The 23,121-nt window shown below is 66.6% G+C and carries 25 protein-coding genes; 3 read left to right on the top strand and 22 right to left on the bottom strand.

Annotation, left to right across the window (positions count from 1 at the left end; all coding sequences use genetic code 11):
* The first annotated feature begins 1,466 nt into the window (after positions 1-1,466).
* Positions 1,467-2,432 carry a ParA family protein gene (locus OZ403_RS09180; RefSeq protein WP_268783952.1) on the top strand — a complete coding sequence of 322 codons (966 nt, stop codon included), beginning with the start codon at positions 1,467-1,469 and terminating at the stop codon, positions 2,430-2,432.
* A gap of 172 nt (positions 2,433-2,604) precedes the next feature.
* On the opposite strand, the gene OZ403_RS09185 is transcribed toward OZ403_RS09180, so the two are convergent.
* From OZ403_RS09185 to OZ403_RS09210, 6 genes are all read right to left on the bottom strand, one after another.
* Positions 2,605-3,045 carry a cell wall protein gene (locus OZ403_RS09185; protein ID WP_268783953.1) on the bottom strand — a complete coding sequence of 147 codons (441 nt, stop codon included), beginning with the start codon at positions 3,043-3,045 and terminating at the stop codon, positions 2,605-2,607.
* A 554-nt stretch (positions 3,046-3,599) separates the two neighbouring features.
* Positions 3,600-4,325: a hypothetical protein gene (locus OZ403_RS09190; protein ID WP_244172431.1), complete on the bottom strand. Its 726-nt coding sequence runs from the start codon at positions 4,323-4,325 to the stop codon at positions 3,600-3,602.
* An 8-nt stretch (positions 4,326-4,333) separates the two neighbouring features.
* On the bottom strand, positions 4,334-5,590 hold the full coding sequence (locus tag OZ403_RS09195) for a PAAR-like domain-containing protein (protein WP_268783954.1): 1,257 nt from the start codon (positions 5,588-5,590) through the stop codon (positions 4,334-4,336).
* Positions 5,578-6,660 carry a hypothetical protein gene (locus tag OZ403_RS09200; protein WP_268783955.1) on the bottom strand — a complete coding sequence of 361 codons (1,083 nt, stop codon included), beginning with the start codon at positions 6,658-6,660 and terminating at the stop codon, positions 5,578-5,580. Before OZ403_RS09200 ends, OZ403_RS09195 begins: the two co-directional genes overlap by 13 nt.
* 1 nt (position 6,661) lies before the next feature.
* Entirely contained in the window at positions 6,662-7,666 is a 1,005-nt protein-coding gene (locus tag OZ403_RS09205) for a DUF2169 family type VI secretion system accessory protein (protein WP_268783956.1), read from the bottom strand.
* Between the two features lie 50 nt (positions 7,667-7,716).
* Complete coding sequence (locus tag OZ403_RS09210) at positions 7,717-9,012, bottom strand: TIGR02270 family protein (RefSeq protein WP_268783957.1); 1,296 nt, start codon at positions 9,010-9,012, stop codon at positions 7,717-7,719.
* A 638-nt stretch (positions 9,013-9,650) separates the two neighbouring features.
* Between OZ403_RS09210 and OZ403_RS09215 the strand changes: the two genes are divergently transcribed.
* A protein-coding gene (locus OZ403_RS09215; protein ID WP_442929810.1) for an IS3 family transposase occupies positions 9,651-10,873 on the top strand; the annotation gives its coding sequence in 2 pieces (ribosomal slippage) (positions 9,651-10,025 and positions 10,028-10,873; 1,221 coding nt in all).
* Positions 10,874-11,073: 200 nt separating this feature from the next.
* Here OZ403_RS09215 and OZ403_RS09220 read toward each other — a convergent pair.
* The 15 genes from OZ403_RS09220 to OZ403_RS09290 form a co-directional block, all read right to left on the bottom strand.
* Entirely contained in the window at positions 11,074-11,427 is a 354-nt protein-coding gene (locus OZ403_RS09220) for a hypothetical protein (RefSeq protein WP_268783958.1), read from the bottom strand.
* Between the two features lie 117 nt (positions 11,428-11,544).
* Positions 11,545-11,775 (bottom strand): hypothetical protein, encoded by a 231-nt coding sequence (locus OZ403_RS09225; protein ID WP_268784860.1) that lies wholly within the window; start codon positions 11,773-11,775, stop codon positions 11,545-11,547.
* Between the two features lie 5 nt (positions 11,776-11,780).
* The gene (locus OZ403_RS09230; protein WP_268783959.1) at positions 11,781-12,173 is read right to left on the bottom strand and encodes a gamma-glutamylcyclotransferase family protein; all 393 of its coding nucleotides are present in this window, start codon (positions 12,171-12,173) and stop codon (positions 11,781-11,783) included.
* The gene (locus tag OZ403_RS09235; RefSeq protein ID WP_268783960.1) at positions 12,170-12,610 is read right to left on the bottom strand and encodes a gamma-glutamylcyclotransferase family protein; all 441 of its coding nucleotides are present in this window, start codon (positions 12,608-12,610) and stop codon (positions 12,170-12,172) included. Before OZ403_RS09235 ends, OZ403_RS09230 begins: the two co-directional genes overlap by 4 nt.
* Before the next feature lie 86 nt (positions 12,611-12,696).
* Positions 12,697-13,650 carry an amidoligase family protein gene (locus tag OZ403_RS09240; RefSeq protein ID WP_268783961.1) on the bottom strand — a complete coding sequence of 318 codons (954 nt, stop codon included), beginning with the start codon at positions 13,648-13,650 and terminating at the stop codon, positions 12,697-12,699.
* 376 nt (positions 13,651-14,026) lie between these two features.
* Positions 14,027-14,368 carry a hypothetical protein gene (locus OZ403_RS09245; protein ID WP_268783962.1) on the bottom strand — a complete coding sequence of 114 codons (342 nt, stop codon included), beginning with the start codon at positions 14,366-14,368 and terminating at the stop codon, positions 14,027-14,029.
* 161 nt (positions 14,369-14,529) lie between these two features.
* Positions 14,530-14,892, bottom strand: coding sequence for a hypothetical protein (locus OZ403_RS09250; RefSeq protein WP_268783963.1), 363 nt, complete (start codon positions 14,890-14,892; stop codon positions 14,530-14,532).
* Between the two features lie 8 nt (positions 14,893-14,900).
* Entirely contained in the window at positions 14,901-15,521 is a 621-nt protein-coding gene (locus tag OZ403_RS09255; protein WP_268783964.1) for a DUF2924 domain-containing protein, read from the bottom strand.
* A gap of 114 nt (positions 15,522-15,635) precedes the next feature.
* Entirely contained in the window at positions 15,636-15,851 is a 216-nt protein-coding gene (locus OZ403_RS09260; protein ID WP_268783965.1) for a DUF6900 domain-containing protein, read from the bottom strand.
* 72 nt (positions 15,852-15,923) lie between these two features.
* Complete coding sequence (locus tag OZ403_RS09265; RefSeq protein WP_268783966.1) at positions 15,924-16,220, bottom strand: hypothetical protein; 297 nt, start codon at positions 16,218-16,220, stop codon at positions 15,924-15,926.
* 142 nt (positions 16,221-16,362) lie between these two features.
* The gene (locus tag OZ403_RS09270; RefSeq protein ID WP_268783967.1) at positions 16,363-16,800 is read right to left on the bottom strand and encodes a hypothetical protein; all 438 of its coding nucleotides are present in this window, start codon (positions 16,798-16,800) and stop codon (positions 16,363-16,365) included.
* A 10-nt stretch (positions 16,801-16,810) separates the two neighbouring features.
* Positions 16,811-17,476 carry a hypothetical protein gene (locus OZ403_RS09275; RefSeq protein ID WP_268783968.1) on the bottom strand — a complete coding sequence of 222 codons (666 nt, stop codon included), beginning with the start codon at positions 17,474-17,476 and terminating at the stop codon, positions 16,811-16,813.
* Positions 17,477-17,549: 73 nt separating this feature from the next.
* A complete protein-coding gene (gene istB, locus OZ403_RS09280; RefSeq protein WP_140876531.1) occupies positions 17,550-18,311 on the bottom strand; it encodes an IS21-like element helper ATPase IstB in 762 nt (253 codons plus the stop codon).
* Positions 18,308-19,810 carry an IS21 family transposase gene (gene istA, locus OZ403_RS09285; protein ID WP_268781592.1) on the bottom strand — a complete coding sequence of 501 codons (1,503 nt, stop codon included), beginning with the start codon at positions 19,808-19,810 and terminating at the stop codon, positions 18,308-18,310. The genes istB and istA overlap by 4 nt, the downstream gene beginning before the upstream one ends.
* 602 nt (positions 19,811-20,412) lie before the next feature.
* Entirely contained in the window at positions 20,413-21,915 is a 1,503-nt protein-coding gene (locus tag OZ403_RS09290; RefSeq protein ID WP_268783969.1) for a hypothetical protein, read from the bottom strand.
* A 215-nt stretch (positions 21,916-22,130) separates the two neighbouring features.
* Between OZ403_RS09290 and OZ403_RS09295 the strand changes: the two genes are divergently transcribed.
* Positions 22,131-22,835 carry a hypothetical protein gene (locus OZ403_RS09295; protein ID WP_268783970.1) on the top strand — a complete coding sequence of 235 codons (705 nt, stop codon included), beginning with the start codon at positions 22,131-22,133 and terminating at the stop codon, positions 22,833-22,835.
* On the opposite strand, the gene OZ403_RS09300 is transcribed toward OZ403_RS09295, so the two are convergent.
* A complete protein-coding gene (locus OZ403_RS09300) occupies positions 22,824-23,102 on the bottom strand; it encodes a hypothetical protein (RefSeq protein ID WP_268783971.1) in 279 nt (92 codons plus the stop codon). The genes OZ403_RS09295 and OZ403_RS09300 overlap by 12 nt on opposite strands.
* Positions 23,103-23,121 lie beyond the last annotated feature (19 nt).

Consider the following 23,121-nt stretch of genomic DNA (forward strand, 5'->3'; position numbering starts at 1 on the left):
GCAGCCGCGTTCAAACGTGCATCCACGACCCCGTTCGAACGGGTTGAGCGGGAGGGCCGGCTCGTTGCCAGGAGCCCCCACGTGCATCATTGGCTACGGAAAGCGATGACCGCGCGCGCCTTGCTCTCCCGAATCGGCGCACTGCCGCGAGGGCTACTGCGCACCCATGGCGCAACGACCGAATGTGGGGTCGGCACAGGGGGACACCACGCCTTGGCAGTCGCGGGCCGTACTTTTAGCCCATGCGGTCTACCACATCCGGGTGGTGTCCTCCCTGCTCACCAGGGGGGGGCCTGCGTCTACGCCTCGCCGCTCAACTCTCCCTGGAGTGTGACGTCCGTCTTGCCCGTCTCGGTGCAGGTTGCGTTGATGGTGACGCGCCACGAGGGGGCGTCATTGTGCCATGTGAGCGTGCCCCTCCAGGTGATGCATGCCGCCCCGCTGACGTTGCGGAACAGTGTGACGCCTGGATGCGGGAGGGTGATTGTGTCGCCTCTGGGCACTGTCGCTCTGGTGAGTGAGACAGAAATGGCTCCTCCCGGTACTGGGGGGCACGTTGTAGTGGTTCCTGGGAGTGTGACGGCTACATAGAGGGCCGCATCAGCAGTGCAGGATGCGCCGGTTACTGAGGCGGTACTGCCATTACCGCCATAGCCTTCCCCGGCAATGGTTGGCGCACTGAAGTTGTATTTGACGATGGGCTTTGCATAGCGACAGCACGCGCCGCCTGGGCCGCAATTGGGATGGCAGGAGGTGGGGTTGTTGTCGCTCCCCATGTCACACTCGCTGGGGAAGACCCCATCCGTACCCGACAGAGTGCAGAACCAGAGCGTGTTGCCATTGCAGAACATCTTCCCTGGCGAACAGATTTGGGGCCCCCGTCCGTCCACGCCGGGCGGACCTTGGGGCCCAGGCGGGCCTTGTGGCCCCGTGATGCCGGGCTCTCCGCGGGGACCCGGAGGTCCCTGCGGACCTCCAGCAGGGCCTTGAGGTCCGGGAGGTCCCTCGGGGCCTCTCTCTCCTGTCGAGCAGGCGGCGAGGAGGAGCGCGGTGAGAAGCATAGCTCGCATTGATGTCTCCTTAAGAGGGGGCGGTAAGGTGCTGGGTGAAGAAGGATTGGAGTGTATTCGGCGTCGCGGATGAAATGGCAGACGTGCCCGATAGCTTGCGGCCTGGCTGTGGGAGGCGCAATGAGTAGGCTCCCGGCTTCGCCGCTGTCGCCCTTGCTGACTCCAGACGAGGGAGACCGCGAGGCAAAAAAGCGAGATGCTCTTGACACCCGTTGAGGCCCCTCAATAGGTTAGAGCCCGTGCGGTGACCTACCGCATGACCCCGTTCGCTTCCCTCCGCGAAGCGGCTTCTTGGGGTAAAGGGGATTCGTTTCCTCGGGTCGACGGCCGTCTTCCTCGTATGCCGTCCGAGAGTGAGCGGAGGTCATTTCTCGGCGCGGCACGATGGAGACCGCCGTGACTGAGTCCAAGAAGTTTAAGGAGTGTATCCGGGAGCGCGTTCGTGCCACCGGTGAGAGTTACTCTACCGCCAGAAGGATACTAGTTCGACGACGCGAGAGGGCTCTCGGCCAACGTGCCAAGGTCATCGCAGTCGCAGGGATGAAAGGTGGCATCGGTCGAAGCACGCTAGCCATCTTAATCGCATGCGAGATGCACTTGCGCGGTGAGCGAGTTTTGCTTGTAGGGCTCCAGCCTGCCGTCATTCCGTTTGGCGAGCCAATGAAGTACCCGAATACGATTCAGCACTGGACGACTCGCACGGAGAACAGCGGATTCGTAGGGCCAGCCTCAATAACCATCAGAGATCGGATGCTTGCATCTCCGGAGTTTGCTGAACTGACTTCGGGGTACTCGCTCGTCATCGTCGACTGTCCGAGAATACTGGAGGTTCAGTACGCTGCCATGCTTTGGGCCGACACCGTGCTGATTCCTTGTTCGACAGCCTCGGCGTCTGCGAGGGCGGTGGATGATGCTCGTGCGTTGATTGCCCTGGGGCTCAGGAGAAACCCCAATCTTGTCAGCAAGGTCGTCATCGCAAACGAGCAGCCACGCACAAGTCCTCGACGCATCGCTGCGCTTCGTGAAGCTGGGAGCGAATGCGGGGTTGATGTCTTGGGGGTAGTCTTGCGCGACCGAGTTGCATTCGGGAACTGTCTAGATGCTGGCCGCCCGCTCTCGGCCTACGCGCCCGGAAGCAAGGCATTCGCTGAGCTTGGAGCGCTTCTTGATGAGCTGTTTCCCTCCGGAAGCCCAGCGCGGTTTGAGAAGTGGAGGAGTGGCGACGTGCAACGGCGCCTGGACTCATTGAATTACGATGAATTCTCTGGGGTTCTGCAGGACATGGCTCGTTTCTATCGTGCCTATGCCATCAGGGCAGAGCCTGCGTGGGTTGTGCCTGGCAGAAGTCCCCGCAAGGTCTAGTTGGGAGCGAAGGGGATAGTCTCCATCCGTCAGACTCCAGTGCACCGGTGGGCTGGTATTCACAGGGCCCGCCGGTGTTCCAAGTGAGTGCGCCCCGGACCACGGGGCAGTCCCTCGGCGCTACAGCATTAGGCTGGCTTGGGCGGAGTCTCTCTGAAATGAAAGCCCATTTCTAACGCGCGTTGCCGCTTGTTCTCCGCCGCGCTCCCGAGCGGAACTCGCTGGCCCAGCGCTGGGCGGTGGCCGTGGCGCGCTCGCGTTCCGAGGCGAGGGGCGGCTGCCCGGCAGGCGTTGGCGTCCCTTGGCCGGAGGTGCCATCCGCGCCTGCTGCCCCCTTCTTGCGCACCCACATGCGAGGAGTGGCGCTGACGGGCGGCTTTGGAGCAGGAGGCGCGGCGTCGGCCTTGGGCCTGCGCCCGCGCGGGAGAATGACTTCAGGGATGCTGTGGGGCGCGGCGTCCTCCACCCACGCGGCGTGCAGGCGGCCCGTGGCCATCATGAGGCGCCGCTTCTGGTAGTGGGTGGCGCAGTAGCCCTGGCTGCGGTGGGGGCGCTTGCATCCGATGACGGCACAGGTCCGGGCCGTGGGCGCGGCGGCCGGCGGTGGTTTCACACGGACGGGCTGGGAAGCCTCTGTCGGTTGCGCGGGGCCCGCCGTGCGCACGGCCTGAGCAGGCTGCGGCGCTCCGGACAACCGCCGCGCAAGGCGACTCAGCGCTGCGGTGAGCGTAGCGACAGGACCGACAACCTCCTCTCGAATGGCCGCCCGAAACTCGGACTCAAGGAACTGCGCTGGAAGAGCGCCGCCAGAAAGGCCCTGCTTCGGGTAGTGGAAAGGCTGCAATTCGCGAAGACGATGGGATTTAGGCATATGTAAAAGGCGTTGCACCGGATGCGCCGACGGCGCCGCTGTGGACGCGGCGACAAAGCAACGCTGGGAGACGATTACCATTCCCCAGGGCCGCGGCGTAGTCGATAGCGGTGCGCGCACTTGCACACGGGATGTGACAGCCGCAGGAGAGCACTGCTTGAGGATGCCTTCCGCCTGCACACTCTTTCAGTGGCCCGCGGACGAACTCCACCACTTTGCTGTCCGTCACGACCTCGTCAGTCAGCGCCGGGCATGTTCCGTACCTCTCGACGAGGGCTACGACTTCCAGGCTTTGCCTACCGCGTGATGACGCTCTTCAGCCCCGTTCGTGTCTCGAAATCCTGGGCCAGTCGCTCCATCTCCGCCGAGTCCTCGCAGCCCAGGATGAATGAGAAGGTGGGCTGCGTCGGATGTCGATAGAGCAGCAGCGCTGCGTCTCCTCGCTCGTACAGCGCGCAGTGCTCGACAGGAGGGAGCCGCTTGAAGCCCTTCTCCTCGGCCAGCGCAGTCACCACGTCGGCCCGGTAGCGAGCTGCGGCAGCGGCGTCATCCGGTGTCGAGAACTTCCGCCGGAAGGGTAGCTGTGGCAGGCGAAGCTCCTTGAAGGCTTCGTAGTAGAGGAATTCTTCCAGCCCCACGTACTGGGGCGTGCTTGCCTCTGGAGGATTGTTTTCTGCCAGCACCCTGCGAACGACCATGCAGTCGTCGGCTCCATGCGGGCTCATGCGATCGAGGAACCAATGTCGACTGGAGAGTCCGTGATCTCCAGCGAAATAGATGTATCGAGTATTACTCAGCCAGGAGAGGCTGTATGCGCCGAGTGCTCCGTCGATGGACAGGGAGGCTTCTGCGAGTTCAAGGTCGCCGATGCTTGCGCCCATCGTTTCAAGGAACTGACGGTAGATACCTGGGAGTGGGCCCGCGTGCTTCTCTAGGACGGCTATGTCGAATCTATCTGCTGGGACAATCTCCTGGGAGAAACCAGGGCGATACTCTTCTACGAAGTCGACGAAGCTTTTCATGGGGGGCTCTATCGGGGGCACGTTGTTTGGCAGTAGAGGGCAGGGAGTTTGTTTTGACACTCCAGGCACGAGGGCACGTTGTCGCCACTGCTGAAGACTTGTTCGCACTCCTCTGGTTCGGAGAGCTTCTTGGTGTCCAGGTCTTCTCGACGAACCTTGAACTTGACTCTGGGGCCGCGGTCGGGCTTGAGACCCTCGAGTGCTGGGTAGAACAGTCGCTCGATGAGTTGCTTGGGCTTGTGGCCTTCATGCTTTTCCATGATTTGCTTGGCGGCGCAGTCCCAAATCTTCTGCTCACTTTCAGGGCCGACAGGTGGACTTGCGCACTCAAAACCCACGGACCGCACAGCTTTTACGAAGCCCGGAGGGGCTTGGCCTGAGCAGGCTGCAATTTTCTTGCTACTGCATATACAGGCCATGGCGCCAATCATGTAGCCCTTGGTGTAGGTTTTCCTTTCGCCACAGAATCTGAGCACGGCGTTCGCCTTGAAGAAGGAATCGAGGGCGTCGACCTGCTCTCTGAGGGCCGAGATTTCGATTGGTAGCGTTATCAGTTCCTCGCGCTGCTTCGAGTTTAGCCCTCTTCCCATTCTTCTGTTTTCTTCCGTGTTCTTTTCTTCTAACTGAGCCAGGAGCTTTTCTTTCTGATTCTTTTCCTTGGCGAGTTTGCTGCGCTGGAGGACCTGCTGCTTCTGGGCGTCGAGCGCTTCTTGGAGCCGCTGGAATAGCTTCGAAATCGTCGTCTGCGTCTCTTCTCCTGCCTCCAGCGGGTGCGTCTTCCCGCAGAGCGAACACGGGATGTCGTCGCCGTAGATGACAGCCATAACGCCAGAGGCCTGGATGATGCCCGTCATGGTGGCGGCATTCGCAGGGCTGCCGGAGGGGCCGCAGTTGTTGAGCATGGGGTCGCCCAGCAACTGCACGTTCCTCCCCTCGATTTTGACGTTCATTGAGCCGGGGCCGATGAACTTCGTCGGGCCGTGGGTGTTGCTGGAGATGAGCCCGCCCCCTGTCCCCTTGCTGGCCATGTCCCCCTTGCTGCCGAAGCTGGCGCCAGTGATGGCGACGGGGTGCCCGTTGATGGTGACTGTCTTCGAGTACCCCTCGGGTGAGTCGCCGCTGTTGCCGATATTGGGCAAGGGTGTGGGCACGAAGGGGGCCGGCGGGCCCGGCATCTTGCAGACGTTGGGCAGCGTGGCTGACGCGACGCCCGAACTGCCCTTGGTCACGGGCGTCCTCGGGGCGTTGACGGTTACTTTGGCCATGGTTTCGCTCCTCCGCCACTTCCGGACAGTGGCTCTTCCAGCAGTGCGGCGGCGCGCAACCCAGCTTCCGAACTGCCCCAGAGTAGCGCACGGGGGCCGCTCGCGTACCGGCGCTGCCAGGACTGAGCGCAGAGGACAAGGTTGAGCGCGCCCGTGGCGGCGCCCACCTCGCCACAACTGCTCACGGGCGTGTGAATGGCGGAGGCATCGCGAAACGCGGCCCCCTGCCGCAGGGCGACGAAGCCCCACTCCTCGGAGCGGTAGCGCTCGCCGTTGAGGTCACTGTGGACGGACGTCACGATTTCTCGCGTGCCTTCAAGTGGCGCTAGCGCCTCGCCCACGGCGGCCGTCAGTCCCTCGCCCAGGTTGAGGTCATCGGTGTGGATGCGCTTCGTCTCGCGGGCCGTGGCGGCGGCACGCACCATGGCGTGGGGCGCCAACCCCCACCGGCGTGCATGGGGCGCGGTCATCACCGCGACGAAGGCTGCGCCCTCGCTTGGTGCGAAGCCCGTGCGCGTCCCTTCTTCCAGCCACTGGTTCCGCTCCCGCAGCCAGGCCAGCGTCTGGACGTCATGGTAGCTGTCGACGCCTCCCACAATCACCAGCGGGGCGCGGCTGACACGCGTCACTGCCTCTCGCAGCCCCTCCAGCGCCGAGGCGTGGCCCGTTAGCCGGGGCTCCACCTGCAGGCGTAGGCGCTCACCTCCGAGGGCTGAGAGGGAGGCGACGACTCGCGAGGCATCCGCTGCCCTCCAGCCCGGGCGCTCCTCGGGGAGGCCCACCAGCACCGGCACTTCGACGCTCCCTGGAGGCAGGGCGGGTGCCAGCTTGGCGAGGACTTCTTCCAACGCCGCTGCCCCCAGTGAGGCCATGCGCGCCACACCGCTCCACTCCTGCGCGTCCAGCAGCCCGTCCCTGGCGATGAAGGAGTCCGCCCGGCGCCCCAGCTCCGGCACCTGGAGGCGCCGCACGCGGCTGATGCCCGCACGCACCGCCGCCGCGACGCTCTCCGCTGTTGTCCCCACGGGGGCACGTGCTCCCGATGCCACGAGTACTGCCTCGACACTCATGTCAGTCTGTCCTCTCGGTAATGGCCGTGAAGTCGAGGCAGTCGATGTCCCGGGGGCCGACTCTCAAGCCCGTCTGGAAAATCATGCGCACCTTCTTCACCTCGGGCTCAATGACGACGGTGCCCAGGGTGGCCTCGTGGAAGCGCCGGACGGCGCCGAAGGAGGTGGCGAAGCCGAAGCGCAGGCGCGGCAGTGTGAAGTGGAGCGTGCCTTTTGGCGTGAGGTGCACCAGGGCCACCTTCTCTCCGCCCACGAGACGGCGTGAGGGCCGCTGGTCAGCGGGGGCGCAGAGGGCGAAGCGCTCATCGAAGTCTCGCGGCAGCAGCGGGTGTCGCGTCTTCCGCCAGGCCTCGTCGAAGGTGCCTGCCAGCGCAAGGCGTGGCGACCAGTAGCTGGCGATGGGGCCAAACCCGGCCGGCCCCGATTTCGTCGGGTTTCCCCGCAGGTATTCGATGCGATGCGCGGGCTGGTCCACCAGATGGGCCTCGCGGCTGGCCACTCCGCGGCCCACAGGATTGCGTAAGTCGCTAAGGTGCTTGCGCGCGTCCGCGTCACGAGTGTCGGTGCCGCCCCAGGCCCACTCGTAGAGAATGGGCTGGGAGACGAAGGGCTTGGGGGACGAAGGATTCAAGCCTGTCAATCCGCGCGTGTAGAAGCGCTCCCCGTGCACCACGAGCATCTTGTCCACGTCGTGGATGCGGACTGCCACCTCGACGCTGCGCGCGGGCCGTCCACCGGGCGCATGGGCGCACGCGTTGAGGAGGACGTCGGTGTGTGGCTTGGGCGCGACGAGTTCGGCCTCGTAGCGCAGGCTGGAGTGTCCAGGCTCGCCCCAGTAGACGGGCTCGGGCAGTGGAGGCTCCTGCTCGTCGGCAGGGCGGAGGTGGCCCGCGTCGTCGAAGTCGAAGGTCGCCTTGAGTGCGATGACCCAGAGGTGGTGGCCGTCCTTGTCGCGGACCCACGTCCGCTCGGCCGCATACGGTGTCTTGTTCTGAAGTGCCCACATGGTTGGTGACGAGGTGTGCCCTTGGAAGGAGAGCGGCTCGGGGCCCGCCCTCAGCGCAGGCCGCTGTCGAAGGACTGCGCGCGGATTCGGACGCTGGCGGCCCGGGCTTTGGCCAGCTCCGCGCGCTGGACATACGTGAAGGTCCGAGTGCGCACCGTCAACGTGCCCTGACTCCGCAGGGCCAGCTCGCGCGACAGCACGTGGCGGCGCCGCATGGAGCTGGTTTCCAGCGCCTCCACCAGGACGCTGCCATTGAAGGGGCTGCCGAGGAGGTACCGCGTGCCCTTCAAGAAGCGCTCCTTCTCCTTGTCCCACCAGCCCCGAACGGTGGCCACATTCGGCCAGGGCAAGTCGTCCTCGGGTTTGGGCACCAGGTCCGCGTCCAAGTCCTCTTGGAATTCGGGCGGAGGGGGAGCGTCCTCGGGCCTCTCGCCAGGGGGCAAGGCGTAGGGCCCCTCCAGTTGAAGGCCCGTCATGGCCGAGAAGGCCTCCCCGGCCAGTTGTGCAACGCCGGGCACCTCCAGGTGTGCCAAGCACGCCTCCATGGCCGCGACCCGGCCGCTGAAGCCCAGGGCCCAGAGGGCATGGGCCCGGAGTTCCTCGACGTCCAGAAGGGCCAGCAGCGAGGGGATGTCCGCCTCGCTGCTGCCCATGGCGAGCAGCACCATGGCTTCGAGGCTGTGCGCGTCGCGGGCGCGGACGGCGGTGCGGCACATCTCCCAGGCTTGCCTCACACCGGAAGCCACTCCTGCCTCCATCGCCGCCGCCCGAATGCCGGGGTGGGAGGAGTCCAGCAGTCTTGGCAGCAGCGTCCGCGCTGCGTCTTGTGGGAAGGGCAGGGCGGCACGGAGGGCCGCAACCCGCGCCCGCTGCTCGTCATGCCTGAAGAAGCGCGCCAGCATCTCGAGTGATGCTTCCTGCCGAAACGCGAGCGCCTCCAGCACCTCGACTTGCAGTGCAGAGTCCTCCTGCTTCAACAAGTCGAGCAGGCGTGCGCCCAGCCCATGGGCCTCGCTGAGCTCCAGAGCCCGTCGGATAGCGGCACGCGCCTCGGGCTCGGCCTCACGCAGTCGCAGCAGGACTTCGTCCACCTCGCCGAGGGCCAGCATTGAGAAGGCCGCCGCGGAAGTGCGGAATGCGTCCTCTGACTCGAAGGCGGGGCGCAGCACGGATTCGGCTGCGGTGGATGCGCCAACCACCAGCCCGTCCAGGTGCGCGAGGAGAAGCTCCTCCAGCCTCGCAGTCTCAACCAGTGAGAAGTCCGTCGCCCCCAGCGCCTTCTCCCATTGCAGCCACCGAAATTCGGCCTCGTCGAGGTGCTCCTCCAGCACGTCTACCAACAGCATGGTGCTCTCTCCCCCTGGGTTTCGCGAAGCGTAGCTGCAAGGGCTGACATGAATGTGCGAAGGCCTTCCAGCCTCGCCGGCTGTCGGCGCGTGAGAGTCATTGCTATAAATGCGGTGGCAATTGCGACCGCTAACTGGAGAACGCACGGACGAGGCAGTCGTGCTAAAGCCGGAAAGGCAAGTCACCGTCAGCCTGTGGACAGAGTTCGGCTGATTGAAGCCACGCCCTTTGGTGGCATCGCCCTCCGGGGCAGTTCAATCCACGGGCCAACGTCGCCAGGGATGCACGCCCGTGGGCGGCGTTGGCGTCTTCCGGCCCGGACAGGGGAGTACAGGTCGATGGACGCGGGCGCCAGGCCGCCGCTCAACACGCTCCGCGCGAAGAGGTGTCAGTGAAGGTGCGGCATGCCCCCTGCTTTCCACCCTCGGCCATGAGCATGAAGACACGGCGGGCGCTCGCGGAGCGTCTAGGGCGGGCAGAGGTGGAGTTGCAGCGGGCGTATGCGTGCTTGGACGGCAGTCCCGCGGCGCGGACGCGGTTGGCCCAAGCGAAGCTGGAGTATGGGGCGGCGGAGGCAGCTTGGTGTAGCCCCCTGAAGAGTCGGACAGGCTCGTTCGGCTAGAAAGCGAGTCTGATGATGGAGAAGAAGACGACAGAGGTCGCCCCGGAGGCGGATGGTGCCGAGCCAGGAGGACGGCGGCGCCGTTACTCGGCAGAGGAGAAGCTGCGGATGCTCTCCGAGGCAGAGTCGCCCGGCAGCAGTGTGTCGCTGGTGGCGCGCAAGTACGGCGTCAACCCCAGCCAGTTGTTCCGCTGGAGGCAGCTGAAGGAGGCCGGCAGCGTGTCGGGGCTGAAGGCCGGCGAGGCCGTGGTGCCCGAGTCCGAGATGCAGCAACTCAAGGCGCAGGTGCGCGAGTTGCAGCGGATGTTGGGCAAGAAGACGCAGGAGGTGGAAATCCTGCGGGACGCGATTGCCCTGGCGCGCGAAAAAAAACTGCTGTCGCCCGCGGCCTTGTCGAAGCTGGAGGGCATGCTGTGAGTGCGGTGTCTCGGGTGCTGGGCGTCTCTCGCTCCAACCTGATGCGCACTCCGGGACCTCGGCGGCCCCGGGCGACCGACACCGATGCCGACCACCAGGCGCTGGAGGAACTCAAGGCCGTTGTCGGCCAACGCGCCACCTACGGGTACCGCCGAGCCGGCGCCGTCCTCAACCGGCAGCGCCGCCAGGAGGGCAGGCCCGCCCTCAACCACAAGCGCGTCTACCGTCTCATGCGCCAAGGCCGCCTGCTGCTGCAACGGCATACCGGCAAGCCGACGCGTACTCATGAGGGCCAGGTCGTCACCCTCAAGTCCAACCTGCGGTGGTGCAGCGACGGCTTCGAGGTGCGTTGCTGGAATGGCGAAGTCGTTCACGTCGCCTTCAGCCTCGACTGCTGCGACAGGGAGGCCATCGCCTTCCAGGCCGCCGCCCAGCCTCCCACCTCGCTCACCATCCAGGACCTCATGGCCGAGACGCTCGAAGCCCGCTTCGGCCCGGGCATCTCAAAGGCGCCCCACCCAGTGGAGTGGCTGTCTGACAACGGCCCCGTCTACACCGCCCAGGACACCCGTGACTTCGGCCTCAGCCTCGGCCTGCGGGTGTGCACCACACCCGCCTACTCCCCCCAGAGCAACGGCATGGCCGAGTCCTTCGTGAAGACCTTCAAGCGCGACTACGTCTACGTCAACGAACTGCCCTCGGCCTCACACGTCCTCGCCCAATTGCCCCTCTGGTTCGACGACTACAACCGCTGCCACCCGCACCGCGGGCTGAAGATGAAGTCACCCCACGAGTTCCGTACTGCTAACTCTCATCCCTGAGCTGTCCGATTTGACGGGGGCAACTCCACAGCTGCCTTAGTGGAGCTGGGCGCCCGCGAGGCCTTGGTGCTTGTGGAGGCGCGCGGTGTCTGCGAGAGCTCTCTTCCCTCGCAGGAGGACGTCCCGACTGGACATGGCGTCACGTCACTCGGTAGGCAGGCGCCCCTTGGCGGACGAGGAACTCGCGCGCTCGAAGGACACTACCTGTGACTGCCGGACCTCTTGGCGAGCCACTCCCGTACGGCAGGGGCTGTTATCTCAACAATTCGGCGTTCCTCGTTCTCCTTCCAGATTCGGTGCTCATCGAGGCGCTCGCGGTCCTCAGCGCCACCAAAGAGAAGGACGAGGTCTTTCCCGTTGAAGTCGGGACCACCACAAGTGTTCTGTAGATGTTCAACATACTTCTTGCGCAGAGCGGGTGGAATGCCGGCGATGACCTGGTCGATGGTTTCTGGGCTGAGCAAATCATCCAGCATTCCGTAGAGGCTAAGCCTGTTTAGAAGGCCATCATCCCAGTCGCGCAGCACCTCTACCAGTTTTGTCATCGAGTCCATGGTCATTATTCTACGTCAGCCTTGCCTGGGTTCGAGGTGGAACACGGTCGGAGAATGTCCGTCGGCCGGCATGGAGACTCTCCATCGCAAGGAGAGCGCAAGTAGTGGGTTCATCTCTCACCCCTTCGACGTCAGGCCTGTGCGAATCATCTCGGCCACCAACGATGCGGCCATCTCCTCGTCGGTGCCTCCGGGTACCTGGAGCTCCACCTCGTCGAATCTGCGCGCATTGGTCACCACCCAGTCGATGTATTCGGGCAAGGACAGACGCTCTACGCCGAAGGCGATGTCCTGCATGGCGCGGACGATTTGGACGGCCGTGCCCTGGAAGACGCGCCCGTCGCGCATGACGATTACCATGATTCCCTCTCTTGAAGATGTAGACGCCAGCAACCGGATTCGATGGTAGGGCAGCCTGCCAGCCGCGCCTTGGGAAACAGGTATGCCTCGACGCGCGCGCCCCCGTCGAGAGTAATGGGACTGCGTTGGTAGAAGCGGGGGTGGCCCTCGAGCCTGTCGAGCGCCGCCAGCATGGGGGCGTCCACCTCGTACACTTCCCCCGCGACGGTGTGCTGGCCTTTCGAGGCCAGGGCGGGGAATGGCCCGTAGTCGTAGAGGGTGAAGCAGGGCCGCGTCCGCGCCGGACCGACGAGGCGGGCGCCACGCAGGAGGTGGTGGTTGGGCTCTCCGGACAGCAGCGTCCCGTAGACGAAGACGCGCGTGACGGAGGTTGAAGCGCGCTTCACGCAGCACCTCCAAGCGCGCACGCGAGGGCGGCGCGGTTGAAGCCCAAGCGCCCGTATGCGTGCCACAGGACGCGGAAGTAACGGCCGGCGGGAGGCCAGGACTCGAACCCCGCCTCGGGCTGGAGGTACACCAGCGCACGGCGGCGCTTCCCGGCCCTGTCCGTCACCAGCCGCGCGGTGCGCCGGTACGCGAAGGGGTGTCCCTCGAAGGCGTCGAGGGCACGTAAGTCCTCCGGGGTGAGGCGGTACAGCAGCCCCTCGACGTGGGCGCCGCGCTCGCGGAGGAGGCTGGCGACGGCGCCGCCCCAGCGGCGGCTGTACCCGCCAAACACCAAGGTGTGGCCGGAAAGGGTAGCCCGGGCTTCGACGGTGGCGTTGGGGCAGCGGATGCGCATCTGGGCCCTGTCGAGGTTGGAGCCGTAGGCGAAGTAGAGCATGGGGGTTCTCCCGTGGAAGGCGGGCGCGCGGCCCGCCGTTGTCGTGGCTGGCCAGGGCCCCGAAGGGCCCCGGCGTTGGGGCTGCTTCAGGCGGCGAGGGCCTCGTGCGTGCTGCCCTGGGCGCTGTCGCTGCCGCCCTGTGCGCCTTCGCTGCCGGGCGTGCCTTCTCCGCCTGGGCCGCGCCGGTCGCGGCGCTGCCCCTTCCAGGCGGCGCTGCCCTCCAGTTTCTTGAGGAGGTGGAGGCGGGCCGTCTTGAATTCCTCTCCGATGAGGCCCAGGTGGAGGAGGAACACCCGGAAGTCGTACTTGGCGGTGGCGGGGTTGAAGTCGCGGCGCTTGCTGGAGGCGGCCTTCGAGGCCAGGGCCCGGGCGGCGAGGGCGAGCACCAGTTGGACGTAGGCCTTCACCTCTCCCGCGTGCACCGTGCCGTTGAAGTACCGGAATTCGATGGTGCCCCGGAAGAAGAGGCTGTTGAGGTTGAGGCCGTGGTAGCGGCTGGAGTCGTAGCGGTTGGGCACGCTGTTGCGGTGCCCATACCAAGCCTCATTCACGTCCGCGAGGGTGCGCGGGCGTCGAGCCTCCAACCGCTGGAGGAAGGCCCCGTCGATGGGCTTGCAGTAGCGGCCCAGCCGCGCCTCGCTCACCCCGAGGGCCGTCTCCAGGAGGCGCTCCTGCTTGTGCACCATCTTCACCAAGTTGGTGACTCCCTTCGCGTCGAAGCGGCTGCCGTCGACGTGGATGTGGATGCCGCAGGAGGAGTCGGCGCGGGCGCCGGCTTCGCGCGCGGCGCGCACCACCTGCTGCAATGCGTCCATGTCCTGGTAGGTGAGGATGGGGGAGACGATTTCGCCGCTGTAAGAGCTCCCGCTCAGCGAGGCGTCCGCCACCACCTTCCAGATGCGGCCCTGGGTGTCCGTCACCTGCCAACCCCGGTAGTCGCCGGAGGCGTGTCCACCCACCGCGCTCTGAATCGCGTAGGCCAGCTGTTGGCGGGTGGCGCCAACCGTCTCAATCTCAATTCCAAACCGGAGCGTCTTCATGGGGTTTGCCTCTCGCATTCGCGCGGGGCTGTGGCGCCCGTCGCGAAACACATGCACGCTCTGGTGTGCGGATGAAGCAAGTCGTCTTCGGCGTTTGGCGGCGTGGATTTGGCTGTCTGAAATTGTTGCGAGAATTCGCGGGGTTTCACGCCGGCCCACTGTGGTGGGGGGCGCAGCCCGGCGCTTCTGGGCTTGGGCGGTAGGCGGAATTCCAGTGTGTGTGATTATCCTGGCGATAGGCCGGGGATTGGCGGGATGTGTCGGCGCGGAGTCCCCCGCCGCGTCCGCTGGTTCAGCCAGAGGGGCCTTCCACCGGCGCCGGGCTGCTGGCGGGCGCGCGGTGCTGCGCGCGGGTTCCCCCCTCAGTTCCTGCTGCTCAGCGCGGCAGCACGGCGTTGAGGAGCGCCATTCCCCGCATGGCTTCGGCATGGTCCCCCTCGGCCAACTCCAGGTAGACGCGGCCGTGATTCGCCTCCTCAAGGCGCTCGGTCTGCACAATCCATCGCTCGCTGGTAGGCGTGCGCAGCTCCAGGCGGGCGGCGAACGTGTAGAGCATCGCGCTTGTCTCCCGGTGGCTGGAGCCGCGCGGGAGGAAGATGTCCAGTTGCGGCTGAGGCGTGCCGTATCGGTTCTTGCTGAGACTCAGAGTCACCGTGGCGTTCTGGGGTGCGGGTGCCGTCGTCTGGCCAAGGCGAGGGGGCTTGGGGGTGGTCTTCATGGTGCGCGTTCCTTTGGGGTTGGCGAGGCGTTTTGTCGCCCGTCGCGAAAGGCATACGCGCTCTGTCGCGCGGGCGTATCAAGTCCTCTCTGGCGCTGTGGCGTCGTATGTTTCATTGAATGGGCGGCAGGGAGGCAGCTTGCGCCGCCCGCATGCCTATGTCAGCGGAGGGCGCTGTGCAGGACTTGCAGTCCGCGCTCTGCCTCTTCATGAGTCGGCCAAGGTCCGCCGACGCCGAGCAGCACCAGATAGATGCGGCCTCTATTGCCGTCGTCGAGGACCTCTGATTCGACGAGCCAATGCTCCTGCGGCGGGGTGCGCAGCTCCACCTGGGCGGCAAGAAGCAGGAGGGCCGCGTTGCGCTGGCGTGCGGAGGTGTCCTGGGGAAATGTGACTTCGACTTCCGGCTGCAATTCGCAGCCGCTGCTGTGAAGGGTCAGCTTCACCTCTACGCGAGCCCCTGCGAGCGCCTTGCGAAGTGCCACCGACACGCGGGCGTCGGTGGCTTGTTCCTTTGTCGCCATGGCAATCCTCACTCGTTCTCGTTCGGAGCGAAGTGCCTGGCGGCCTGGGTGGCGCCCATGGCCGTGAGTTCCCGGTGCACCGCGCGCATGAAGAAGCGGGTCCGACTCGGCATCCCCCCTTCGCGCCAGGCCTTGTCCAGGGCGTCCAGGGCCTCTGCGTCGAAGGAGAGAGGGATGACGCGCTTGCCGTCTTCGCGCACCTTCACCTCGCGCTCGGGACGCGGGCCTACGTTGATTCGTCCAGCCTCCGCCTCCCTAATCTTCCACTGGAGGTAGGAGACGTTGCTGCTGCCCGTCGGACGCCCGACGACTTCGCGGTACTTCTCCTGCAACTGCTGCAGCGACATGCCGGCGAAGCGCCCGCGCTGGCGAGCGGGTTGTGTGCCCTCGGCCGAGGTGGTGGCCGGTGCAGCAGGGGCCGGAGGAGGGGCGCTGGGGGCGGTGGCCGTCGCCCGGCGGGAGGGGCTGCGCCGCTTCTTGGCGGCGAGGGATTCCTCGATGCGGCGGATGAGGTACGTCTTGTTCGGGCTGCGCGTCTCCTCGCCCACCACTTCGCGGAAGCGGGCGCGTAGCTCCGTCAGGTTCATGGACTCCAGCTTCTTCGTCTTCGGGGCGGTGGTGCGGGGCATGGTGGTGTTTTCCATTTCGGGCCGTGGGTACACGTCTGCCGTTCACGAGGGTGGCCCGGCGGCCCTCATGCGCTGGTGCCCCGCTGGGCGGGGCGTGGGTGGTGAGAGGAGGCGCTACTTGCTGCGGGTGTTGCTGGCGGCGCTCAGGCCGGCCTGATAGGCGGCTTCGAGAGCCTCCTTCAGGCGCCACACCGCCACGTCGTGAAAGTCGAGGCTGTCGCTGTTGCGTGTCTTCAAGGTTTCAATGTTGAGTGCTTCGCTCGCGATGCGTTCGAGGGTTGCCTCGGGCGCCCGGGCAGGCTTGGCGGTGCGGGGCTTGCGGGGGGGCATTGTTTCATCCCTTGGTGCGCTGTTGAGTGGCGCGCGTGAGGCATACGCGCTCTGTTGCGCGCGTATGGCAAGTCATTGTGCGCTGGATTTGCGCAGGTGCGCGAAGCACTCCAGGTCGATGGCGCGCGGGTCGACATGCACGAAGGAGGTGGTGCCGTCCGGGCGAATGGGGGCCGCGTCGATGCAGTCCTCGGCCGTGACGCCCCCGAGGCGAGCCAGCGTCTCGTTGTCATTCACGTAGTAGTCGTCCGCGTCCGGGTTGGCGTCGGGGCGGAGGCCGCCGCGCAGCACCGCGAAGATGCGGACCTGCTGGCCCTTGAGGTTGGGACTTTCGTCGCCGATGTAGGTGGTAGAGCTGCCGATAGCCATGGGTGTCTCCCTGGCGCGCAGTGGGGGCGCGTGAAGACATACACGCTCTGTCTTCGAGACATAGCAAGTCGAGGAGAGGGGGATTCGGGCCGCCCCGGAGCATGGCGGGTGCAGGGGGCTCTGTTTCGCTGACAGTGTATGTCTATCGACTGGACTCCTCGGGGGCGCGGGGCTGCTCGTCGGGCGGCACTGCGATTCGGAGGCCTTGCGGGAACCAGCGCTCGCGAGCCTCCTGCGACAGGGGACGCACCACCACCTTGCCGGCACCGCCCCCCTTGGGCTTGAGCACCGAGTGCAAGCGCCCTCGCTCGACGAGCTCCGCGTGGACGTGGTCGACGAGGAGTCGGTGCAGGTGTCCGAAGCTTCCTGGCGCTGGATGTTCCGGCTCTCTCTCGGCCGCGCGGATGAGGAACTCGGTGGAGCGGCAGGTGGGGCAGGGCGGCAGTTGGACGAGGCCGTCGTCCACGTCCTCCCGGCGGGCGACGCCCACTTCCAAAGAGTCGAGGGCGAGGCGATTGCCGCTGCCGCACCGGGCGCAGCGTTGAAGCACGTCCTCGGCGGTGACTTCGTGAATGGCCATGGGGGCGTCCTCACGCGACCGCGGTGTACGAGCCGAACCAGTACGTGGCTCCCAGCGCGGGGATTGTTTGGTGGCTGTAGAAGGCGAAGCCGTCTCTGTCCGGCACCATGACGGTGGGGTTGCCGACGAAGCTTCCGCTGGTGGAGTAGGGGGTGAGGGTGATGGAGGAGGGCGCGGTGGGAAAGCGACTGCGGAACGTCACCGCGCCACCACCGGCCAGGTTGTCGTGCGAGGTAGTGTCGCTGTTGCTGTACTGGAGGCCGAGCCGGCCCACCTCGCGCACGGTGCCCGCCACCTCGAAGGCCGTGTTGCTGGCGGTGCTACTCATGGGAAGCCGCCAGGTGCGCGTCCAGGTGGTGAAGGTGACGCCAGTGTTGGCGTCGTGGAGGAACTCCGCCTCGTTGCGTGAGAGGCGAAAGCCGCCGGAGGCCGTCCCGCTGGTGTCCCGGGTCCAGGCACTTCCATTCCAGGCGGCGTTGAGGGTGAACCACACCGAGTCGCTGTCGGCGTAGAGGCGCAGCCGCGCGGCGGCGCCACCCGCACCCTGGGCGTCGAGGAGAAGGACGCGGTGTTGGCGGTCATCAAAGAGCGCGGGATTCTGGTCATCGACGCGGTCATCGCGGAGCGCGGAAATCGGGTCATCGGCGAGCGCAGGTATCGAGTCGAGGCAACGCAAGACGGCCCCGCGCTGCGCTCCGATTGCGGGGCGCAGAGCGAGGCCGGTGGGCATCGGTGAGTCGCGGGGACGCTCAGCTCTTCCTTGCCTTGCGCTCCGCGCGTGATTCCTCGGCCATACGCCTGCGGTAGCTGTCGCCCTCGATGCTGATGATGCTCGCGTGGTGGATGACGCGGTCAATGAGGGCGATGGCGCATGCGGCGTTGGGGAAGATGGTGGTCCACTCGGAGAATGGGAGGTTGGTCGTCAGGACAATCGGCTTCTTCTCATACCTGCGCGACACCACCTGGAAGAGGAGGTCGGCGTTCCTGGCGTCGTAGGAGAGGTAGCCAATCTCGTCGATGACGAGCAACCCCGCCTGAGTGCAGTAGTGCTTCAGGCGCCTGTCGAGAGCGCGAGCGGAGTCCTGGCTTCCCAAGTCGAGCAGCAACTGGGAGGCGGTGGTGAAGAGGACGGAGTGCCCAGCCTGCACGGCGTTGTAGGCGATATTCTGAGCAATCATCGTCTTGCCCAGTCCCTGGGGCGCGACGAGGACGACGTTGGCGGGGCGGGCCATGAAGTCCAGCGCCAGGGCGCCCTCGACGGCCGTCCTGTCGATGCGCTTGGGCCAGCCCCAGTCGAAGTCGGCCATCGTCCTGAGCGCGCCGAGCTTGCTGCGCGACAGGCGCCGCTCCACGCTGCGCCGGGCTCTGTCCTTCGTCTCTTCCTCGGTGATGGCTTCCAGCAACTCGGTGGGGCCCCACCTGCGTTTGGTGGCCAGGGCAATGAGGTCATCGAGCGCGGCACTGGTGTGATGCAGGCCCAGGGTGTTGAGGCGTTCCTTCAAGGGGCTCATGACACTTGCTCCGTGTCGCGCCCGAGGAGGGCGTCGTAGGGGTTGAGGGAGTGCTGGGGGACGCGTTGCTCGCGCACGCGCGGGTCATCCGGCAGCACCAGGGGCAGCGGCGGAGGGGCGCCCCTTTTGCGGCTGCGTTGGTCGAGGACGTGGGCAACGGCGGCGGGGCCGAGTGCGCCGCGAGCGAGCGTCTCGGCGATGGCGGCGTCGGTTTCGGCGGAGCCGTACCTGTCGGCCAGCGCCAGCAGCTTCACGGTGTGGTTGCCGAGGTTGTCGCCGCGGCTGGTGAGCGCCTGGAGGAGTTGCTCGGCGTGCGGGCAGCGTGCGCGCAGCAAGTCCCTGCCACGCAGCTCGTGGGCGTGGGCCTTGCGCCTGGCCAGGGCAGCCAGGTGGCTGGCATCCTCGACGACGGCGCCCTTGTCCCAGCTGCGCACGTGCGAGGCGACTTCCACGGCGCCGTCGAGGAGGCGCACCGTGGTGGACGAGGCCACCAGCGTGAGGGGCCGGCGCACCAGGCCCTCGGGAATGGAGTAGTCGTTGCCGTCGAAGCGCACGTAGGGCGTCTTGCCGGAGGCGGCGGGGCGCACCACGTCGGTGGGCAGCGGGTGCGCGGGCAGCGGCAGCAGCAGGGGGCGCTCGGCTTCCAAGGCCTGCGCCACCGTGCGGCCCGAGGCGTCGCCGGGCACCCGGCGCTGGTGGGCCACCTCCTCCACCCAGCGCTGCAGTTGGCGGTTGACGTCGTCGAGGCCGTGGAAGGTGCGCGCAGAGAAGAAGGAGTCGCGCAGGTAGCGGATGGTGCGCTCCACCTTTCCCTTCTCATTGCCGCGGTAGGGGGCGCAGGGCTTGGGGACGAAGTGGTAGTGGCCGGCGGCTTCCAATATGCGCGGGTGGAAGTGAATGATGTCTCCGGCCCTCTGCAGCACGACGGACTTCAGGTTGTCGTAGAGGAGGTTGCGAGGCACGCCGCCCAGCGCTTCGAAGGCTTGGACGTGGCCCTGGAGGAAGCACTCCATGGTTTGGCCCAGGAAGAAGCGCGCGTACATGGCGCGCGAGTGGCCCAGCACCAGGACGAAGCAGGAGAGCGTCCGGGTGGCCCGCCCCACCCGCACCTTGCCGAAGCTGCCCCAGTCCACCTGGGCCTCTTCGCCCAGCAGGGTATTGCGGCGCAAGAAGGCCTCGGCCTGGGGCCCCGGACGCACCCGCCGCACGTAGCGCTTCACCTGCTCATAGCCGCCCAGGTAGCCACGGGCCTTCACCATGTGGAAGAGGCGCGTGGCCCTCAGGCGCGGGTGGGCCTTGAGGGTGACGTCAATGAAGTCCGTGTACGGGCCCAGCACCGTGGGCTTCGCCGTTCTGTCAGCACTGGCTACCGGCACGTCCTCCAGGGCCGCCTCCACGGTGTCGTGGTGCAGCCCCAACTGCGTGGCGATGGTGCCCACCGGCCAGCCTTCCGCGTAGTGCAACTGGCGAATCCGGGCGCGTACCTCGAGGCCAATCATCCTCCCACCTCCTCAGGGTGGGCAGCGCCGCCAGCGCGGGCCCATTCGGGTGCGCGCCAGGGTGGTGTGACGGAGGAATGGATTGGCGCGTCCGCAGGACGTGCAAGCCGGAATGGACGGTGGTGCATACGCAGGTGGCCTCGCTGCGCTCGGCTCCGCGGACACCTGCGTGGTGGCCTGGGCCGGCGCGGGCGGCACCGTCACCTCCAAGGCCCCTGGCGGGGGAGACTGATGCGTCACTTTCCGCCGCCGTCCTCGGTACGCGGCCTGGCGCTCGGCGTGCGCATGCCGTCCGTCTCGGGTGCGCTGGTATCGCCGCCCGGCCGCGCGCACCGACTCCGCACGCGCCAGCACCCCGCACCTGCGCTCGCAGTAGCGCTGCCCCCTGTCGCACCGGCTGCACAGCTGAAACAGCCTCCGGCACTCCGGCCGCCCGCACACCACCAGACGCAATGACTCCACGCACACCTTCCCGTGCGCGCCGACTTCTGGCGCCGCGCCGCGGAGTGCGCTACCCCTCCCTCACCGGCTCGCCCCTCTCGCACACCAGGGCGCGCCCCCAGGAAGGCCCTCCAGGTGTCGCTGGTGGGCCTTCTGACTTTTCAGGACGCGCGCAGCCCCGGACTCCACCGGCTCGCGCTCCTCTCCTCAACTTTTCGGCGGCACCCAGCGCTGCCCCTGGCAGCAGAGCTCTCGAACTTCTCGCCGTCCATGACCAGAAATCCGCGCTTCCTGGTGACCATCAACACGCGGCCGGTGCCCAGGACGGGCTGGAGGATGGCCTTGTGCTGGCCCACCGTCGTTTCGTTGCCGCGGAAGTGCCCGCCGCTGAATGCCCCAAGGACTTCGGCGATGGCCGCCTCGACGGTGCTCGCCGTCAGCAGGTTGCCCGTGTCCGCAACGGAGATGGCAGAGGCTGCGTGGGCCCCCGCGCCTTGTGTGGCGTGCCCGTTGAGGAAGCCCAGAAGCGCGGCCACCTGCTGCCGCAGGCTGCTAGCGGGGAGGGTGTGAGGCGTCCCTGCCAGTGCGTCTCCTCCGACACGAGACGCACCGGGGCTTCCGGCCGTCGTCTCCCCGAGGCGGGTGACGACCTCCTGCAACTGCGCCTGGACGCTGGTGCTGCTGACGTAGCCATGGGGCGTGGCGCCAATGGCGCTGGCGTGGTGGGCCCCAGTGGCCGCGCCCTGGTGGGCATTCACGAAGCCCAGCAGCGAGGACAGCTGCGCGTCCACGGTGCCCGCCGGAAGGAGGTTGGGCGTGCCGGGCACCGCGTCCGCGCCCACGCGGGAAGCGCCCGGCGTGCCAGCAGCGGCCGAGGAGAGCTTGTCGACGACTTCGTCCACGGCTTCCTGCACGGTGGTGGAGGCGATGAAGCCGTGGGGCGCGTAGTCCACGGCACCGGCCCCGTGTCTCCGGGCGGCGCCGGAGAAGTGGCCGGCCAGCTCGGCGTCCACCTCGTCCAGCGTCGCCTGCACCGTGTCCGCGCTGGGGCTCAGGACGTCCCAGGTGCCGCTCTCCACGGCCACGGAGGTGCCTCGGGCGAAGATGAAGGCCTGGCGGCGGGAGGTGTCCAAGTCTGCGGCGAGAATCTGCGTCTGCCCCGGGCGGCGCCGGACGTCACACAGCAGCAGCTCGTCGGGCTGGAGGGCGGGCTTGGGCGCCTGGCCGACGGGGCCCTCCGGCGCCTGGCGCACCACCAGCTCGAAGGACTCGTCGCGGCGGAAGTACACCTGCTGGGAGTTGCCATCCGTGCGCGGCTCGGACAGCAGGCGGGTGAAGCGCAGGAAAATGCCCACCCACCGCTCGCTGCCCGAGGTGGAGACGTCGGTGGGGATGCCCGACAAGTCCACTGCGCAGTCCACCGTCTGCCCGGTGCCAAAGAAGATGCGCTGGCCGAGGTTGTCGTAGGCGCGGCCCGGGGCCGTCAGGTCGACGGTGAGGTTGGGGACGGGGGAATGCGGCGCGGGCACGGCCCCGGAGATGACGCCGTGGACGCCCAAGTCTGAGGCGAGGTTTCTGTCCGCCTGCTCCAACTGCGCGAAGGCCAGGTCCAGCTCGGCCTCTGTCACGCGCTGCCTGAAGAAAAAATCCAACCGGTTGCTCATGCCTGCGCCCTCCAGAGGAAGGCAAAGGCATGGCGCGAGAAATCGGGGACATTACGTAGCTGCGTTTGGCCTGACTGCATTCTACGCCTGGGAGTCCGCGAGGCTCGTACGCGGAGGTGCCCGCGATGGGGCCAGCTATGGCGCAGACTGAGGAGGGATGGATATGGCAGGCTTCGCGGCTGGAGTTCCCGTTGCATGAGGTCTAGGCTTCCCTCATGCAACGGTTCTTCGCGCCTGTCGTGTCCTGGATGGTCTCGCTAGCCTGCGTTCTTTCTCTTCCTGCCTTTGCACAAGCAGGGGCCATGCGTCCTTACGTGCAGCCGGATTCCAGTACGGTTCCAAAGCCTCCGCCCATTAAGCGGGTCGAGCTGGTTCCCCTCGGAAACCGGGTCCCGGCCGAGCTCGATGGCATCGTGACGGTTCTTGCCGAGCGATTCCCGGGGCTCGACATCCGCTTGAAAGGCATTCAGCCGCTACCAGACGGCACGTACTCGAAACGCCGGGAGCAGGTCATCTGGGATGAGTTGCTGCCGAAGCTGCCAACCGCACAGGGCACCCTCTATGTGATTAACGAGGACCTCGGCGCCAATGGCGCCAACTTCATGTACGCCATCTATGACTTGCCCACAGCACGCGCCGTTGCGTCGGTGTCACGCATGCGCAGTCTGGAAGGCCTCTCCATGCCGCCTGATACTCGCCTTGAGGGAGAGGCGCTCGAACTCGCGCGTTTTCGCCTCCAGAACCAGCTCACCAGTAGCATCGCAAAGCTGATGGGCATGAGCTTTCCGTGCCATGCGCCGGTGTGTGTACTCCGCGCGCCCGTTCGCATTCAGCACATCGACCTCAAATCCACCCACTTCTGTGCGAAGCATAAGGCCGAGTTCGCGAAGCTTGCGAAGGAGCGGAAGCTACGGCGGTAGGGGCCGTGCCCGCTGCCTCTGCTCGTCACAGTGGGCCTCGGCAGTGTCAATGCACAGCGTCGTCGTCTCGCCCAACTCGCTGAGTCCCTGCTCCCAATGCTCGGGGAGAATGGGCGGCAGGGGCTCCACCAAGTCGATGAAGTGGGTGTGCGCGGGCTTGAGGTACTCGACGAGGGTGCGCAGGCGCTGGCGCTCCGCGGGCGAGAGGAGGCGCTCCACCTCGACGTTGAAGGCGTCGCGGGCAAAGCGCTCCGAGGGGCCTAGCACTCAGTCCACGCCAAGCTCA

The organism is Myxococcus sp. NMCA1 (assembly GCF_026810205.1).
GTDB lineage: Bacteria > Myxococcota > Myxococcia > Myxococcales > Myxococcaceae > Myxococcus > Myxococcus xanthus_A.

Bases quoted from the DNA above. Each gene is read 5' to 3' on its own strand.
- OZ403_RS09190 (WP_244172431.1), bottom strand. From the start codon at position 4,325: ATGAAAAGCTTCGTCGACTTCGTAGAAGAGTATCGCCCTGGTTTCTCC.
- OZ403_RS09195 (WP_268783954.1), bottom strand. From the start codon at position 5,590: ATGGCCAAAGTAACCGTCAACGCCCCGAGGACGCCCGTGACCAAGGGC.
- OZ403_RS09200 (WP_268783955.1), bottom strand. From the start codon at position 6,660: ATGAGTGTCGAGGCAGTACTCGTGGCATCGGGAGCACGTGCCCCCGTG.
- OZ403_RS09205 (WP_268783956.1), bottom strand. From the start codon at position 7,666: ATGTGGGCACTTCAGAACAAGACACCGTATGCGGCCGAGCGGACGTGG.
- OZ403_RS09210 (WP_268783957.1), bottom strand. From the start codon at position 9,012: ATGCTGTTGGTAGACGTGCTGGAGGAGCACCTCGACGAGGCCGAATTT.
- OZ403_RS09220 (WP_268783958.1), bottom strand. From the start codon at position 11,427: ATGGACTCGATGACAAAACTGGTAGAGGTGCTGCGCGACTGGGATGAT.
- OZ403_RS09225 (WP_268784860.1), bottom strand. From the start codon at position 11,775: ATGCGCGACGGGCGCGTCTTCCAGGGCACGGCCGTCCAAATCGTCCGC.
- OZ403_RS09235 (WP_268783960.1), bottom strand. From the start codon at position 12,610: ATGCTCTACTTCGCCTACGGCTCCAACCTCGACAGGGCCCAGATGCGC.
- OZ403_RS09240 (WP_268783961.1), bottom strand. From the start codon at position 13,650: ATGAAGACGCTCCGGTTTGGAATTGAGATTGAGACGGTTGGCGCCACC.
- OZ403_RS09245 (WP_268783962.1), bottom strand. From the start codon at position 14,368: ATGAAGACCACCCCCAAGCCCCCTCGCCTTGGCCAGACGACGGCACCC.
- OZ403_RS09250 (WP_268783963.1), bottom strand. From the start codon at position 14,892: ATGGCGACAAAGGAACAAGCCACCGACGCCCGCGTGTCGGTGGCACTT.
- OZ403_RS09255 (WP_268783964.1), bottom strand. From the start codon at position 15,521: ATGCCCCGCACCACCGCCCCGAAGACGAAGAAGCTGGAGTCCATGAAC.
- OZ403_RS09260 (WP_268783965.1), bottom strand. From the start codon at position 15,851: ATGCCCCCCCGCAAGCCCCGCACCGCCAAGCCTGCCCGGGCGCCCGAG.
- OZ403_RS09265 (WP_268783966.1), bottom strand. From the start codon at position 16,220: ATGGCTATCGGCAGCTCTACCACCTACATCGGCGACGAAAGTCCCAAC.
- OZ403_RS09270 (WP_268783967.1), bottom strand. From the start codon at position 16,800: ATGGCCATTCACGAAGTCACCGCCGAGGACGTGCTTCAACGCTGCGCC.
- istB (WP_140876531.1), bottom strand. From the start codon at position 18,311: ATGAGCCCCTTGAAGGAACGCCTCAACACCCTGGGCCTGCATCACACC.
- istA (WP_268781592.1), bottom strand. From the start codon at position 19,810: ATGATTGGCCTCGAGGTACGCGCCCGGATTCGCCAGTTGCACTACGCG.
- OZ403_RS09290 (WP_268783969.1), bottom strand. From the start codon at position 21,915: ATGAGCAACCGGTTGGATTTTTTCTTCAGGCAGCGCGTGACAGAGGCC.
- OZ403_RS09295 (WP_268783970.1), top strand. From the start codon at position 22,131: ATGCAACGGTTCTTCGCGCCTGTCGTGTCCTGGATGGTCTCGCTAGCC.